The organism is Candidatus Poriferisodalis sp., from assembly GCF_965208925.1.
Classification (GTDB): Bacteria; Actinomycetota; Acidimicrobiia; order Acidimicrobiales; family Poriferisodalaceae; genus Poriferisodalis.
The window spans coordinates 1,576,929-1,592,045 of sequence record NZ_OZ242364.1 but is presented as its reverse complement, the minus strand read 5'-3'; the positions used below and the strand labels follow the sequence as shown (position 1 = coordinate 1,592,045).

13 protein-coding genes and 1 pseudogene are annotated in these 15,117 nt (G+C 63.7%); 10 read left to right on the top strand and 4 right to left on the bottom strand.

From position 1 onward, the window contains the following. Positions 1–27: 27 nt before the first annotated feature. Together ACOGI5_RS07110 and ACOGI5_RS07105 are read left to right on the top strand one after the other, a co-directional pair. The gene (locus tag ACOGI5_RS07110; RefSeq protein ID WP_419863725.1) at positions 28–930 is read left to right on the top strand and encodes a YceI family protein; all 903 of its coding nucleotides are present in this window, start codon (positions 28–30) and stop codon (positions 928–930) included. A 135-nt stretch (positions 931–1,065) separates the two neighbouring features. Beyond that, complete coding sequence (locus tag ACOGI5_RS07105) at positions 1,066–1,935, top strand: haloalkane dehalogenase (RefSeq protein WP_419865453.1); 870 nt, start codon at positions 1,066–1,068, stop codon at positions 1,933–1,935. A gap of 30 nt (positions 1,936–1,965) precedes the next feature. Here ACOGI5_RS07105 and ACOGI5_RS07100 read toward each other — a convergent pair whose 3' ends face one another. Next, positions 1,966–3,198, bottom strand: a complete 1,233-nt coding sequence (locus ACOGI5_RS07100; RefSeq protein ID WP_419863724.1) for an LLM class flavin-dependent oxidoreductase — start codon at positions 3,196–3,198, stop codon at positions 1,966–1,968. 143 nt (positions 3,199–3,341) lie between these two features. On the opposite strand from ACOGI5_RS07100, the gene ACOGI5_RS07095 reads away from it, so the two are divergent. The 3 genes from ACOGI5_RS07095 (at position 3,342) to ACOGI5_RS07085 (ending at position 5,989) form a co-directional block, all read left to right on the top strand. Continuing rightward, complete coding sequence (locus ACOGI5_RS07095; RefSeq protein ID WP_419863723.1) at positions 3,342–4,256, top strand: NAD(P)-dependent oxidoreductase; 915 nt, start codon at positions 3,342–3,344, stop codon at positions 4,254–4,256. 4 nt (positions 4,257–4,260) lie between these two features. Beyond that, a complete protein-coding gene (locus ACOGI5_RS07090) occupies positions 4,261–5,196 on the top strand; it encodes an arpA protein (RefSeq protein ID WP_419863722.1) in 936 nt (311 codons plus the stop codon). A 94-nt stretch (positions 5,197–5,290) separates the two neighbouring features. Then, positions 5,291–5,989 (top strand): pyridoxamine 5'-phosphate oxidase family protein, encoded by a 699-nt coding sequence (locus ACOGI5_RS07085; protein ID WP_419863721.1) that lies wholly within the window; start codon positions 5,291–5,293, stop codon positions 5,987–5,989. Positions 5,990–6,028: 39 nt separating this feature from the next. Here ACOGI5_RS07085 and ACOGI5_RS07080 read toward each other — a convergent pair whose 3' ends face one another. Further along, positions 6,029–6,466: a GFA family protein gene (locus ACOGI5_RS07080; RefSeq protein ID WP_419863720.1), complete on the bottom strand. Its 438-nt coding sequence runs from the start codon at positions 6,464–6,466 to the stop codon at positions 6,029–6,031. A gap of 324 nt (positions 6,467–6,790) precedes the next feature. Between ACOGI5_RS07080 and ACOGI5_RS07075 the strand changes: the two are divergent. The 5 genes and pseudogenes from ACOGI5_RS07075 to ACOGI5_RS07055 all read left to right on the top strand — a co-directional run. After that, positions 6,791–6,919: pseudogene (locus tag ACOGI5_RS07075) on the top strand (VapC toxin family PIN domain ribonuclease); the annotation flags it as partial. Positions 6,920–6,988: 69 nt separating this feature from the next. Beyond that, positions 6,989–7,558, top strand: a complete 570-nt coding sequence (locus ACOGI5_RS07070; RefSeq protein WP_419863719.1) for a hypothetical protein — start codon at positions 6,989–6,991, stop codon at positions 7,556–7,558. A 23-nt stretch (positions 7,559–7,581) separates the two neighbouring features. Then, positions 7,582–8,274 (top strand): DUF488 family protein, encoded by a 693-nt coding sequence (locus ACOGI5_RS07065; protein WP_419863718.1) that lies wholly within the window; start codon positions 7,582–7,584, stop codon positions 8,272–8,274. Then, complete coding sequence (locus ACOGI5_RS07060; RefSeq protein ID WP_419863717.1) at positions 8,214–8,678, top strand: DUF488 family protein; 465 nt, start codon at positions 8,214–8,216, stop codon at positions 8,676–8,678. Before ACOGI5_RS07065 ends, ACOGI5_RS07060 begins: the two co-directional genes overlap by 61 nt. A gap of 14 nt (positions 8,679–8,692) precedes the next feature. Then, positions 8,693–9,346, top strand: coding sequence for a dual OB domain-containing protein (locus ACOGI5_RS07055; RefSeq protein ID WP_419863716.1), 654 nt, complete (start codon positions 8,693–8,695; stop codon positions 9,344–9,346). A gap of 47 nt (positions 9,347–9,393) precedes the next feature. Here the strand turns inward: ACOGI5_RS07055 and ACOGI5_RS07050 are convergent, their stop codons facing one another. Both ACOGI5_RS07050 and ACOGI5_RS07045 read right to left on the bottom strand, forming a co-directional pair. Continuing rightward, positions 9,394–10,680, bottom strand: a complete 1,287-nt coding sequence (locus ACOGI5_RS07050; RefSeq protein WP_419863715.1) for a DUF3644 domain-containing protein — start codon at positions 10,678–10,680, stop codon at positions 9,394–9,396. A 1,120-nt stretch (positions 10,681–11,800) separates the two neighbouring features. Continuing rightward, a complete protein-coding gene (locus ACOGI5_RS07045; RefSeq protein ID WP_419863714.1) occupies positions 11,801–14,695 on the bottom strand; it encodes a type ISP restriction/modification enzyme in 2,895 nt (964 codons plus the stop codon). Positions 14,696–15,117 lie beyond the last annotated feature (422 nt).

Here is a 15,117-nt window from a genome sequence, read left to right as displayed (position 1 = left end):
AGCGGCCCCAAGCTACCGTGAGCCGCCATGAGCTCCCGGCGCCGGACCGTCTTGACGGTCGTCGCGCTGCTCGTGATCGTCGCCGCTGCAGCGGCTGTCGGCGTCTGGCGGGTGCTCGGCGACGCCCCCGAAGAGGTCAGCCTGGCCGAGGCAGTCGAAGTCGCTGAACAGGTGCAAGAAGAGGCCGAGGCCCAACCGGACACAACGGATGCTGGCAGCGATGTTCGCCAGCGCGACGACGCTGTGCAGGAGACCGACGAGAACAGCGACGCCAGCCATGCAGGCGACGGCGATGGTGCGGCCGGCGCAACCAGCAGCGAAAGCGGCACCGATGTCGACACGACATCCGACGGCGTCGCGATGGCCGCTGCCGAACTTGACGGCACGTGGGCTGTGGATGCAGAGACCGGGGAGTTCACACTGGAGGACGCAACCGGTTCCTTCGCCGGATTCCGGGTTGACGAGGAGCTTGCGCGCATCGGTGCATTCACCGCCGTAGGTCGCACCGGCGATGTCAGCGGCAGCTTGGTGATCGCTGAGGAGTCGGTGACCTCGGTGGAGATCCAAGTCGACCTGACCACGCTGCGAACCGACGACAGCCGCCGCGACGGTGCGATTCAACGGGCCCTGCGCACCTCCCAGCACCCGACTGCGACGTTCTCGCTCACCGAGGAGCTGAGCATCGACGGCGCGGCGGAGGCCGGCACGGCCGTCACCCTGTCCGCGGCCGGCGACTTGACCGTGAACGGCATCACCCAACCCGTCGTTGTCGACATCGAGGCCCAGCTCGTCGGCAGCGTCATCGCCGTCGTCGGCTCGGTCGAGATCATCTTCGCCGACTTCGACGTGACCGTGCCGCAGGTGCCCATCGTCCTGTCCGCCGAGGACCACGGAATCATGGAGTTTCTGTTGCTGTTCCGGCGCTCTTGAGCGTCTGAACCATCAGACACAGAAGACGCTCTTGACCTGAGAAATCTGCCGGCGCAGCGTTGAACCGGCGGGTCGGGCATCATGTGGCACCGATCCGGCACATCAGGTTGAACTCAGGAGCACCACATGGCACCCATGTCTGCAGCACCGCTGTCCAAGTCCTACGCCACCGTCAACGGCAAGCAGATGGCGTACCACGAGTCCGGCTCCGGCGATGCCGCGGTGTTCCTGCACGGCAACCCGACGTCGTCGTACCTGTGGCGCAACATCGTGCCGCACGTCTCGCCGCATGCTCGCTGCATCGTCCCCGACCTGATCGGCCAGGGTGACTCCGACAAGCTGGACGACACCGGGCCCGACTCGTACCGGTTCGTCGAGCACCGCGGCTACCTCGACGGCCTGCTCGACCAGCTCGACCTCGGCGACAACATCACGTTCGTGATCCACGACTGGGGATCGGCACTGGGTTTCGACTGGGCCAACCGGCACCGCGACCGCGTCGGCGGCCTGGCGTACATGGAGGCCATCGTGCGGCCGATGTCCTGGGCGGAGTGGCCCGAGGCGGCAGCCGGCATCTTCCAGGGCTTCCGGTCGCCTGCTGGCGAGGAGATGGTCATCACCAAGAACCTGTTCGTGGAAGCGGTGCTGCCCGGCTCGATCCAGCGCAAGCTGTCCGACGAGGAGATGAACGAATACCGGCGCCCGTTCGTCGAGCCCGAACACCGGCGTCCCACCCTGACGTGGCCGCGCCAGATCCCGATCGAGGGCGAGCCGGCCGATGTCACCCAGATCGTGACCGACTACGGCGAATGGCTGTCGAACTCAGACGTGCCCAAGCTGCTCGTCAACGCCGACCCCGGCGCGATCCTGAACGGCCCGCAGCTGGAGTACTGCCGCACCTGGCCGAACCAGACCGAGGTGACCGTCAAGGGCAATCACTTCTGCCAGGAGGACAGCCCCGACGAGATCGGCCAAGCCATCGCCGACTGGCTGGCCAACCGCTGATCCATCGGCGGCGTCAGTGCTGCCGCCGAGCTAGCTCAGTCCGACTGCTTGACGGGCGCGGGCCTCGCGCTGCTTGCGCTCGATCTCCTCGCGCTTCTCCACCGGAGTCTGGTTGGTGATCACCTGGTAGAGGTCGGTGTCGATGTCGTCGAGGACGACGTCGCCGGCCAGCACCGCTGACTTCCAGTCCTGGTGCTCGGCGTCGCGCTCGTGGAACTCGGGCATCACTTCGGCAGCGAACAGCTCGAGGCTGGAGCAGATGTCCTCGTGGGTGTTCTTGCCGGCCTGGTTCAGCAGGATGAGCTGATCGACGTGCGCCTCTTCGTACATCTCCAGCTTGCGGCGGATCGTGTCGGGTGAGCCGACCAGGCCGACGTTGTTGCTGGCCTTCTGGCCCTTCGGCGACTTCTTCCACTCCTGGTACTCGTCCCACAGGTTGACCGAGCCCGGCTCGACCGGGCCGTGGGAGTTGTAGAAGACCAGCGAGAACTGGAAGAACGTCCAGCCCTCGGCCTTGGCTTGGGCCTCCTCGTCGGTCTCCGCGCACATGAACGGGCTGACCACCGCGACACCGGGGTTGGTCTGGTAGTCGCAGAGCAGATCGAGGTGGTTGAGGTAGTTGTTGTAGTAGGCGTTCACCCAGGCTCGGGCGGCATCGGCAGACACGAACGAGAAGCCCAGCGCGCCCATGCCCCGCTGGGCGGCCATGACGATCGTGTCGAGCTGGCTGCAGGCCACCCACAGCGGCGGATGCGGCTTCTGGTAGGGCTTCGGCACCACGTTGCGGGCGGGGAACTTGAAGACCTCACCGTCGTAGGAGTGGTTCACTTCCTGGAACATCGGCATCAGGCAGCGCACGGCGTCCTCCCACACGACGCGCTTGTCGCGGAAGCGGCGGTCGAAAGGATGCAGCTCGGTGACCGAGGAGCCCTCGCCGATGCCCAGCTCCACCCGGCCACCGCTGACGATGTCGAGCGTGGAGACCCGCTCGGCCACCCGAGCGGGATGATTGGTGGGCAGCTGCACGATGCCGTGGCCCAGCCGGATGTTCTTCGTGCGCTGGCTCGCGGCCGCCAGGAACACCTCGGGTGCCGAGCTGTGGCTGTACTCCTCCAGGAAGTGGTGCTCGACTTCCCACGCATAGTCGTATCCCAGCTTGTCGGCCAGCTCGATCTGGTCGAGCGCCTGCTGGAACAGCACATACTCCGAGTCGTCGTTCCACGGCCTCGGCAGTTGGAGCTCGTAGAAGATGCCGAACTTCATGGGTCGCCTCCGGGGTCGCGGGCCGTCGGCCATCCTACGTTGGAGGCCTTCCGCGGTTCCCGAGAAGGCTGGGTTCAAGGCTGAGAGCAGGCCGACCAGACACTAGTGTTTGGTCTGAGGGCTGTACGAGGGCAAAGACCGCAATGGAGACAGCAACCGTCGGATTCATCGGCTTGGGCACGATGGGCGGGCCCATGTGCGTTCGCCTGGCTCGTGCCGGCCATGCCGTGCAGGCTTTCGATCTGAACCCGCAGGCCCTGGAAGCTCCGGTCGAGGCCGGTGCGACAGCGGTCGGCTCGGCTGCGGAGGCGGCGGCTGGTGCCGGGGTCTTGCTGACTTCGCTGCCCGCCCCCACCCAGGTCGAGGCCGTGATGTGCGATGCCGGTGCGCTCGCGGTGTTGTCGCCGGGATCGACGTGGGTGGACTTGACGACGAGTCGGCCCGAGCTGATCCGCCGTCTGGTCGCCGAGGCGCCGCCTGGCGTTGCCGTGGTCGACGCGCCGGTGACCGGCGCCGTGGATGGTGCCCGCAATGGCAGGCTCACGCTGTTCGCCGGCGGCGAGCCGGAGGCGATTGAGCGCGTGCGCCCGGTGCTGGAACGGCTCGGGCGGGTGATCGCTTGCGGCGAGTTGGGCACGGGCTGTGTGACGAAGCTGGTCACGAACCAGCTGTGGTTTGTGGGTGCTGCGGCACTGGCCGAGGGGCTGGCGGTGGGCGCGCGCAACGGCGTGGAGCTCGGCGACCTCTGGGAGGCCATCAAGGCCAGCGTGGGAGACAGCTTCGTGGCCCGCCATGACGCGCCCAGCATCTTCGCCGGGCATTACGACCCGTCGTTCTCCTTGGGACTGTGCCTCAAAGACCTGGGTCTGCTGGCCGAGCTGGAGGAAGCAGTCGGGGCCGACCTGCCGATGACCGCTGCCGCCCGCGCGGCGTTCGCCCGTGCGGCTGAGCGCTACGGCGACGATGCGCCGGAGCTCAGCGTGGCACGCCGCATCGAAGACGATGCAGACCTGTCGCTGCGGCTCGACGGCGACTGGATCCCGCACTGGGAGGCATAGAGGGATGAACGTGGCCAGCCCGAGTCCGACCCGATCCGATGAGGCGGCTGAATCTGCAGCGGCGCTTGGCGTGGATCGCCTGGTCGACACTGAGCGCTACCCGCTGGATGGGCGAGACCTGCCCGCCGACGATGCGCGCCACGCTGCGTACTGGCGTGCGGTCGAGACAGCTCGGACGGGCCTGCGGTCTGACGGCTGCGCACTGCTGAAGGAATTCGTCACTCCGACCGCAATTCGCCTACTCAACGACGAGATCGTCGCGGCGAAGCCGCAGACCCACTTCTCGATGCAGGTCATCAACCCGTACTTCCACACCCAGATCAATCCCGAATTCGCCGACGACCATCCGGTGAACACGTTCACCGAGCGGTCGAGCGGCTTCATTCCCGGTGATGCCTGGCCATCGGTGTGCGCCATGGACACGCTGTTCCGGGCACCCCAGGTCTGCCGCCTGCTGGCCGACTGCCTCGAGATCGACGAGCTGCACTGCTACGACGACCCGCTGGCCGGCCTGACGGCCAACATCCTCGATCCCGGTCAGCAGTTCCCGTGGCACTTCGACACCAACGACTTCGCCGTGACGGTGCTGGTGCAGCCCGCGGACGAGGGAGGCCTGTTCGAGTACGCGCCTGGGGTGCGCACCGCCGCCGACGAGGGTTTCAACGCCATCGGCGGGCTGCTGGCCGGCGGGCGCGACGGCGTGCACACGCTGGACCTGTGCCCCGGCGACCTGCAGATCTTCCGCGGCCGCTACTCCCTGCACCGGGTGACCCGGGTTGCTGCGAGCTCGCAGCCTCGCCACGCGGCGATTTTCGCCTACACGCACCAGCCCGGCGTCATCGGGCGAGTCGAGCGAACCCGCCAGCTATTCGGCCGGGTCCTGGCCGAGCACGAAGAAACCGAGCGCAGCCGCGTGCGCGAGGACGACCTGCTGGACTGACGCAACGTTGCCGGCTCAACCGGCGTCGGGTGGTCCCAGGAGCTGCCGGGAAATCGATGGTGCTCGGCGCCGGTGAGCGGCGTACGGTGCGGGCGTGAGCAATACCGACCAGTCAGCACAGAACGGCGCGCAGGCCCCCTCGACACGCATGAAGCTGCGGCGGATGGCCGAGCGTGGCCGCTACGGCGACGACGAGGTGCGCGAGATCCTCGACGCGGGACTCATCGCACACGTCGGCGTGGACACGCCCGACGGGCCGCTGGTGCTGCCGATGGCATATGGCCGCGACGACGAGAACCTGTACCTGCACGGAGCGCTGGCCAACCACTTGCTGAACTCCGGCGAGGGCACCGAGATCTGCGTGACGGTGACCCATCTGGATGGCTTGGTGATGGCACGCACGCCGTTCCACAACTCGATGAACTTCCGGTGCGTCGTGGTACGCGGACTGGCTCGCCGGATCACCGACGCCGCCGCCAAGGAGCGAGCCCTGAAGCTGGTGACCGACCACATCGTGGCCAACTGGGACACGTCACGGCCGCCGAGTGCAGAGGACCTGCGAGCGACGCTGGTGCTGGAGCTGCCGCTGGCGGAGGCATCCGCCAAGGTGCGATCTGGCGACCCGGTCGACGACGCCGAGGACATGGCCGGCAACTGGTGGGCCGGCGTGGTGCCCCTCACGACTCGCTTCGAGCTGCCGACGCCCGCTGCCGACCTGACCGAAGGCATCCCCACCCCCACCGCCGTCGCCAACCTCGCCCACCGCACCCCCGACGCCCGCGCATCGAACTAGCGGCCGCAGGGCCGCCGTGCCCGCCGTGGCGTCACAGGCTTATTCGCGGCCCTCGGTGGGGACTGCCGGATCAAGCGTGTGGTAGTCGGCGGCATCGTCGACGAAAATGGCCAGTTCGGTGTGCAGGCCCGAGGGAAGGTCGAGCGTGCCGGCGCAGATCGCAATGGTGTCGCTCTGATGCGCTTTGCCCTCCCCCACCTTCCAAAACAGCGACGCGCCGCACTCCCGGCAGAAGCCGTAGGCCACGTTGGGATCGTCGGCCGGGTGGTGCCACGCCAAGGATGCGTCGGAAACCATTCGGAGGTCCGCGCTCTTGCATCCAGTAGCCGCCATGAAGTGCCCCGTCCAGCGACGGCACCGCCAGCAGTGGCAGTTCCACACCTGCCGGATCGGCCCATGTACCTCGTAGCTGACACCACCACACAGGCAATGACCCGATGCCACCGGCTTTGACACAGACTGGGCCGTTTCGCTCATGACACTCCTCCGAAAGCGAGCCGTCATCTCGGCAAGGCTGTGATTTTCCCATGGCGCGGGAGGCAGCCTGGTCCCCGTTCCCGTCGCATCGAATCTCGGTCAGGCCTAAGAAATCCGCGAACAAAGCGGCTTCCCGGAGTAGGACACTTTGCGTACGGTGTCCGCCATGGGCGCGACCGGCCACGCTGAGCAAGACCTCTCAGACAGAAGTCCATGGTTGACGCTTGCGGGCTTTGGCCCAGCTGGCTTGAGGGCCGAGCCGGGCAGTATTGACGACGCCGTCTACCACCATGACGTGGCGCAACCGGACGAGGGCTCCGGGGGCACGACGAGCGCCAATACTCGTTTGTGGATGCCACGAGCTTCGAAGTGATGCGCCAGCGACGAATCCGCGAAGCCCTGGCGTTCGACGGCGACTTCGCCGCTGCCGGTTTCGTCCACGTGCTCCCCTGACCGAGGCCTATGTAGGTCGCCTGACTCGCAACTGCCTCGAAGCGGCGAAGAGACTGAGAGATGCCGGTGATGGAGACGCTGCGTGGGTCGATCACGTCGGTGGGCTTCGCGTCGGGTCATCGGTTCGTGATCGGCGACTGGCGGCACAGTCCCATCGGCCCGTTCGCCGACATCATGTGGGCACAGCCCGACGGGCGCCGGATGCTGCTCGCCGAGCCGGCGGTCGCGGCCTACATCGTCTCGGTGTATCCGTTCGACGAGGTACGCGACCAGGCAGTCACAGCCGAACGCAAGGGTCGCATCTACACCGTTGCTTCGGACGGCCTGAGGCTGGACATGAAGATTGGCCTGGCGACGCTCCGCTTGCCGCCACGCCCCCGCAGGATCACTTCGACTGTCGAGAACTGGTGCGCCCGCAAGCTCCTCGATGTCCGCACTCATGGCACCAGTCCGACCGGCGTCGTCGAGTGGTACCGAACCCGCTCAGCCCGCAGAGTTGTCGCCGCGACAGCGAGCCTCGACGGTGTCGACCTCGGGTCGCTCGCCCCCCTCGACCCACCGCTCGGCTTCGGCTTCACCGACCCGTCCCGGCAGCCATCCCACGTCAGGCTGCGCGTCGACCTACAGCGCAGTGGCTGATTCGACATTCCGGGCCCATTTCAGTGTTCGCTGCATTCTCTCGATGCTGTGCGCGCGCTGCAGTGGGTCGCAGTCAGCCTGCGGACACAGAGACACGGAGCCCGCGTCGTAGAGTGTCTTCCGTGAGCAGCCGAGCGGAGCTATGGACGATCGGCCACTCCAATCATGAAGCGGGGCACTTCCTCGGGCTCCTGGACCAGTACGGAATCGAGGTAGTTGCCGATGTCCGCTCTCAGCCGTACGCCAAGTACGCAGAGCACTTCAGCCAGGCGCCCTTGAAGCGGTTGCTCGCCGATGCCGGTGTCGCCTACGTTTTTCTCGGCAGGGAATTGGGTGGAAGGCCGTCGGAACCTGAGTTGTACGACGACGCTGGCCACGTGCTCTACGGAGAGGTCGCCCGGAGCAAGAGATTCAGCGAGGGTCTTGAGCGCCTACTGCACGGAGCCGAGACTCATCGCGTCGCAATGCTATGCAGTGAGGAGGACCCAACACTTTGTCACCGTCGACTTCTGATCACGCGGGCGCTGTTGGATACCGAGACGCCACCGACCATCGAACACATACGGGGCGACGGACGACTCGTCTCAGAACTTGAATTGGGCCGCGCGGACTCGCTCGCGGGCGAACAGCTGGCACTATTTGGAGCTACCACCACATGGAAATCTGCACAATCGGTTTCACAAAACACAGCGCGCAGAGTTTCTTCGAGCTCTTGACTTCCGAAGGCGTGGAACAAGTCGTAGACGTACGACTGAACAACACAGGTCAATTGGCCGGCTTCGCCAAGAGGGATGACCTTCGGTATCTGCTGAATCGACTCTGTGGCGCCGAGTATCTGCATGAGCCCGAGCTTCTTGCCCCAACATCTGATCTGCTCAAGGCTTACCGGAATGATGAACTTACGTGGGACGACTATGAGCTTCGCTTCCTCGAGCTCATGACGCACCGCAGGCTCGAAGACAAGCTGTCACCTGAAATGTTCACTACGCGTACTGCCCTCCTATGTAGCGAACACACCGCCGAACACTGTCACCGTCGCCTGATTGTCGATTACTTGGCGATTCACTGGCCCGACATAACTGCATTGCATCTGCCACGATCAGCTGACATCAACCTTTAGGCAGGCAGGCTCTCATGTCCCGTACGGAACTGCTGTGCCTGGCAAATTCTTGGAAGCTGGGGGGCCGGTGCTTCGCTGGCCTAGCGAATGACGGCTCTTGGGTACGGCCTGTGACAGATACGTCTACTGGCACGCTGCCCAACAGTGCATGTGTTCTCAATACAGGCAGAGTCGTAGAGGCGCTCGACGTTGTGAAACTGAAGCTGAAACGCCCGGAGCCAAGACTCTACCAGCCGGAGAACTGGGTAGTTGGCAACAAAGAATGGCATTATGTGAAGACACAAACCCTCGGCGACGTAGGCCAACTACTTGACAGTGTCCGCGCAGATGATTCACCTATTTTTGGCACACGTACTGATAGCGTTTCATGGCAGCGCATACAGGAATCTCCACCAGCAGCATCGCTTACGTTAATCAGAACGTCGAATCCGCACTTTTATGTGCGACGAAAACCCAACGGATCCAACCAAACACGTGTGAAGTTCGTACATGGCGACAGCGTGTATGATCTATCCATATCATTTGAATTGGCCTTGCCCCACAATGACACAGGAAGCAATGAGTCGCCTACAGACTGGTATCTCACAATAAGCCTCGGAGAGCCATTCGAAGAACAACATAACCGCTGTTACAAGCTAGTCGCGGGTGCACTCGAGATTCCCCGATAGTGGTCTACGGCTGGGATTGGCCACGGCAGCTACACGGAATGGGTTGTTCAAGCTAAGCGTCCAACGATACGTGCGTAGGTGCTCTGATCTCGCAAGTCTCGGACAAGCTTCTCAACCCATGCCGATGTGTAACCATATCCACCGGCCAACTTGTCGTAGCGGCAGTAGCGCTGATCGGTTGCCTCAGGCTCGCCGGCATCGCTCGGCGGCCGAACCTTGAAGTACTTCCAGCATCGCGTGTGGGTGTCCATGGTGAAACGGGCATTGAGTTGACTGCTCACTCGCTCAACGACGTCACTCGGTCGATGCAGATCGTCTGAAGCGACAGCCACTCGCTTCGGCTTGGTCACGATGGCGGTATGAGGCAATGCTGCCAAGAGTTCGTCGCTGACTTCGTCAGACTTCACGAATGTCACCGCTGCATCGGCGCTGCGCTCGCGGTTGGCGGTCGTCGAGACGAAGAAGATCCGCATGCAGTATCGAGCGTCGCCCAGAATCTCTTCGGGCACTTGTCGGCGCTCCCTGTCCAAGAACTCAACGATGTCGAGAGGTAGCTGAGCCTGGATTCGCTTTAGCTCCGGCTCACGTCTGAACTTGCCGATCTGGAGTGGCAGGTAGAGCTGATCGCCTAGGGCTGATTCCGCACCGAAGTTGCTGACAAGGACTTCCTCAAAGTTGATGAGCATCGACTGGGCGTAGCCTGCGGTGGGTGCATCGAGTGCTGGCAGGTAGCGATGAGCGATCCGGTTCCGCAACCGCAGGAAGTAGCGGAGGTTTTCGGCCACCGACGGATGCAGTCGCTCCTCGCCGGCGAGACCGATCAGCTCGTCCGTGTCGAGGATTCGCGGCCGGCCTTCGACAGTCCTGATTTTGCGGTCGTCGTCTCGGTCGAAGTAATCGATGCCCTCGCGTTCGAGAATGGCCTGCAACAGTGAATTCCAAGCAATGACCATCAGCAGGATGAACTGCTCTGTCCGATAGCCGCTGCTTGGGTCGTTGAAGGCTCGAAGAGCCGCTAGTGCGCTCTCACGCGCTTTCGCGACCAGCAGGTACTCGACGCTCAGCTCGTCGGAGTCGGATGGCGGGATGCCGTGGACCCGAAGCATGCGTTCAAGCTCCTCGATCCGCTGCGCCTGACGGGAGCGGCCCTCGGTTGCGATACCAAGCCACTTCTTGACATAGGCGGTGAATGCCTTGCCATGCGACGTGGGGTTGTCCCAGAACTCGATCTCGAGGGCCGACTTGGGCTCGCCCGCATGCCAACGGTCGAACATCTCCTGAGCAACCCGGCGGTGATCGTCATCGCTCAGGCTCCCATCACCTGTGCCTGCCACCTCAGCGACCGTATGCGCGTAAGTGAAGCCGAGCGCGGATGTAGCGCCGCTACTGGGTTTAGGTACGCGCTCGAAGGAACCATGAGGCATGCCCCGGTTCCATCGCGGCCACCGCCTCCTGCGATGGCAAGGGGCTGAAGGAGACAGGTAGCCCGTGGTCGCGACTGAGCTGAGTTGGCGCTGGACCGCTCAGATTTGGCAGTCGCGCTTCTCGACAATGACATCGTCCCCAGCCTCCGGCGCGAAGCGCGCAGGCTGCCATTCGGTCCACGGTGTTCCATACTCGGAAACAGACCTAAGGAACCGAAGAGCGGTTCTGACGCTGGCACTCGGATGCCGACGACTATCGACCGTGTCGAGGTCGCCAAGTACACGGATTCGGTATTCGACCGAGGCCCAGTATCGGAACCGAGCTGGGGGCGGACTGTCAGGAATCGGATCACCCGACCAGTGGCCTGGCTGCCAGCTGTCGACGACGACGCCGATTGATTCATCGTCCAATGGGTCGAGCCCAGTCACCACAGTTGTTGGTACGCCGTACTTGAGGGCCGACCATGCGCGATCGATCAGAGTACAATTGTTCGCATCTTTACGCCATTCGATTTGGACTTGGCGTCCTGGTCTCGCTTCGTCCCGAACTCGTAAGGTGAGCCGAGCGACGCCGTTGGACACGACCTCGCCCCTCAAGCGGTGCGGCGGAATCTTGATCTTGTACTCGCTGATGGTCTCGACAGCGAGTCCGGGCACCGAGTCCCGACGAGCTTCGATCCTCGCAATCACCCGTCGGGTCACGGCACCTCGCACCAACTCACGAGTCGCGACTATCAGCCTTGACCTCCGCACGGAGTTCAAGGCCCACCTCGACGATCTGCGCAACACGCGCCACAATCTGGTCGAAGACGCGAGAATCGCCGTTGCGACAACGATCGCAAGCACCTCGATCGTCAAGACTTCGCGAAACGTCATTACAAGACAGGCTCGCCAATTGCCGCAGCGGTCAACGCTCTAGTTTCCGGTTCGCTGCTAGTGGGGCCTTAAGCAATAGACCGCTCGACCACGCGGGGACGAACCTCCGAGACCGACGCGGGGTCACCGCTCTGAAGCCCACCGTGCTCAACGCCTAAGCCCGCGGAGGTTTGCGTTCAGCGGGGGTAGGGGTCGGGAGATCTGAGGCTGGGATGAGTGGGCCGTGGACGATGCGTTCGAGGAGGTCGCCAGCTAGCGGGGTGGCCTCAACTGTGTGTTCGAGGATCGCAAGCAGCAGGAGGAGTTCCTTGGACTGGGTCCAGCGGGCAGGGCGGATGTCGTCGAGTTCGCTGGATTTCTTGCCCTTGCGGTTTTTCATTCGGTAGCCCAGCCACGATTGCAGCACCTTGAGGCCGGAGACTTCGAAGTCCCAGACTTCGGGGCCAACCGGAGCGAAAACGCCATTGCCGACAAGAAGCTCCTCGCTCTCGAGGTCGTAGTCGAAGCCCTCCGGCATACCGCTGATGGTCACGACTTCGACAGCTCGGCTTTCGGGCAGCCTGGCGTTCTTGTTGGGGGCGAATCGTTCACCCCAGGTGTGCCACCACAGGAGATCACGCCCGAAGGCGACGGCCTCATTGAACAGGGCCAGATCGCTTGTCATCGGAATGTGCACGGGTCCAGCAACTTCAGCAAGCTGGTCGCCGTATCGCTCGCTGAACGCCGCCGTGCCGCCGAGACCGTAGACGTAGGCCATGAGGTCCTCAGCCGTCGGAGTCTCACCAAGTGCATCGCCGACAGTTGCCAGAACCCCTCTTGTGACATTGGCTGTTTCTGATTCTGCATCGCGATACAGCGGCATCATGCTGCCATCGCCGTAGGAACCCCTGAATGCGTGAACATCCGGGACTTCTGCGCCAGCGATCAGAACTGGGCCTCGGCCCAGAGGGATTGACGAAGTTATGGTCGAGAGCACAACCTGATCTGGCCCCATCGTTCGCCAGAGTTGGGGGCGCGGAAAATCGGCGACGCGGTTGTCCGCTATGACCCACTGCCGGTCGAAGCTGCGGTAGCCGTACCGAGCGAGGGTCTCGGGTTCCGCCTCACGATCAAGGCTCTTCAGCGAGGGAAGCCGGACTGATCCGCCCCGCAGTGGGCGCACCCTCGAGGCTGCCTTACGATCACGCGTCTCTTTCAGCAGATCACCACGCCGTCGTGGTACCGCTTCAGCAAGAGCACGCCAACGGCGCCGCAAGACACTCGCTGACTCTGCGATGGGCCATGTGCGCTTGAGCTGGCATCCGGAGTGACTCCAGGGGAACAAGTCGGTGATCTCCGGCCACTCGTGATACTCGTGCGCACTCACGGGCACGAAACGCTCCAAGCGTTCGCCGGCTACGAGTTGCAAGCCTCCATCCAGCTTCATCCGTTCCAGACTCGCGAACTTGTCGGCCCGACTGCCTTCGATGCGGCAGAAGCGCACTACGCAGCTACCGGTGGACGTATCGCCAGTACGGATACCAACAGCGATGGCGACCGGTGTCTGAATGTCGAAGACGTTTCCATCTTTGTGTGCGCCCCTCAGATCGCCGCCGAGGTCGATGATCCACAGCTCATCGAACGTCTCACGCAGCAGGTGCCGCACGCCGCCCATCGAAACTCCCTCGAGATACGACGACGCCGTAATGAACGCCACGATGCCCGGGCCTGGCGGCAGTTCAGTCGCCTGCCACACGGCCCAGCGCCAGAAGTAGACGTAATCGTTGTACACAGCCTTGAGGTGGATACCCAGCCCTGCTTGACTCATTGGTTCCGTGACTGCTCGCAACAGAGGCGAACCCTCAACGCCGGGGGTCTCAAAGCGGACGACACCGCCCTTGCGCTTGCCAGTGTCGCCAAGGGCCCGCTGTTCGCGGTCATACGGCGGATTGCCAATCACGACCGTAAAGCACTTCCGCGCCTTGAGATCCGCTGCCGCGGCACCCTCGACGGAGATTGGGTCAGCCATCGTGCCAAATTGGCCTTGGGTTGCCTGATGCTCAAGAGAATCGGTAAGCAGCACACTGACTTCCGCATCAGCGATGCCGTGAGTGTGAAGCTCCAAGGCCACCTTGAGATGCGCGATCGCATAGGGGCCAAGCATCAGCTCGAAGCCATGCATCTGCGGCAGCACGTGGCGGCGCAAGTGTTCTGGCCATTCGTTCTCGCTGCCGCCGCCCGACAGGAACGATTCGCGGGCTTGGCGTAGCCAAGCCACGAGGAATGTGCCAGTGCCAGTGGCCGGATCGATCATGGTCACGAACGGCTGATCTGCCGACACTTCGCCGGGGACGTCGAAGCCATTGCGCGCCGCAGTCTCGGCCCAACTGGAGGAGTCGGCCACGCCCATTGCGAGACCGAATCGTTGGCGCAGCACCTCGTCCACGGCCCGCACCATGAAATCGACCACCGGCTGAGGCGTATAGAACGCACCGGCGTCGGCGCGCATCTTGCGGTCGTACTGCTTCAGGAACTCTTCGTAGAAGTGGATGACTGGGTCGCCGCCCTTCGCAGTCGTGCCGAACTGGTCGAGGATCGCTTCGACGTTGCTGACACGAAGATCGGCGATGAGCTGGTCAAGGCCGCTGCCGGCAAGGTCGAGCACGCTGGCCTCATCGTGGACCTGTTCGAAGAACGCCTCTAAGAACGGATTGGACAACGGCACAGCGGAGTAAACGGGCGACGTTCCGAAGTCTTCCGGCGAGGTGACTCGGCTCGACAGCAATCCGTAGACGAGCGTCTGCGCACACATGTCAGCGAAACGGGCCGAGTCCACGTCGGCGATCAGCTGCGAACGGACGGTTTCGAGCATGGCTGTGAACGGGCCCGCTCCCTCTTCCGCAGCCAGTGCTTCATCGATCTGCTCGCGAAGGTCCCTGGCACAGGCAGCCATCTGCTCAGCCAGTCGGGAAGCAGTCGAGATGACCGCGCCGTGAGGCAGCTTGAACGCCTCCCGCCACTGAGCGGCCCATGCGTCGGCGACTGCCTGATCGTCGGCAGGCCATGCCAAGCGTGGCAGCAGTTCATGATGGAGCCGCGCAAGGTGACGGTCGCTGCCTTGACGGGGTCGCCACGCCAAAGAGCGGATCTCATCTGCGCGCCCATCGCGGTTCCACAGGGCCAGCAGATGCAGCTGCACTGTCTGGTCGCCCCCGGTGGTCACCACGAACAGCAAATTCTCTGCATCCCAACGCGGTCGGTTGTCACCCGGCGCCCGTTGGCTCCGTCGGCGAGCAAACGCTTGGGCCACCCGCCGGAACTGAGTAACGGGCAGCCGTTCGCGATCGAATTCGACGAAGAAGATGCCCCACGGCTGATCAGCACTCAGCGGTCGCAACTGGCGCAGCCGTCGCAGGCTCGACATCTCAGCCGGGTCGATGCCGACCTCCTCCGGCAGCCACTCCCAAGTCAGATGCTCCTCATCCATGTCTG

What these genes read in the sequence shown, in the direction of transcription:
- ACOGI5_RS07105 (WP_419865453.1), top strand. Translation starts at nt 1,066, where the DNA reads ATGTCTGCAGCACCGCTGTCCAAGTCCTACGCCACCGTCAACGGCAAG.
- ACOGI5_RS07070 (WP_419863719.1), top strand. Translation starts at nt 6,989, where the DNA reads ATGGAGACGCTGCGTGGGTCGATCACGTCGGTGGGCTTCGCGTCGGGT.
- ACOGI5_RS07090 (WP_419863722.1), top strand. Translation starts at nt 4,261, where the DNA reads ATGAACGTGGCCAGCCCGAGTCCGACCCGATCCGATGAGGCGGCTGAA.
- ACOGI5_RS07060 (WP_419863717.1), top strand. Translation starts at nt 8,214, where the DNA reads ATGGAAATCTGCACAATCGGTTTCACAAAACACAGCGCGCAGAGTTTC.
- ACOGI5_RS07095 (WP_419863723.1), top strand. Translation starts at nt 3,342, where the DNA reads ATGGAGACAGCAACCGTCGGATTCATCGGCTTGGGCACGATGGGCGGG.
- ACOGI5_RS07055 (WP_419863716.1), top strand. Translation starts at nt 8,693, where the DNA reads ATGTCCCGTACGGAACTGCTGTGCCTGGCAAATTCTTGGAAGCTGGGG.
- ACOGI5_RS07100 (WP_419863724.1), bottom strand. Translation starts at nt 3,198, where the DNA reads ATGAAGTTCGGCATCTTCTACGAGCTCCAACTGCCGAGGCCGTGGAAC.
- ACOGI5_RS07080 (WP_419863720.1), bottom strand. Translation starts at nt 6,466, where the DNA reads ATGAGCGAAACGGCCCAGTCTGTGTCAAAGCCGGTGGCATCGGGTCAT.
- ACOGI5_RS07110 (WP_419863725.1), top strand. Translation starts at nt 28, where the DNA reads ATGAGCTCCCGGCGCCGGACCGTCTTGACGGTCGTCGCGCTGCTCGTG.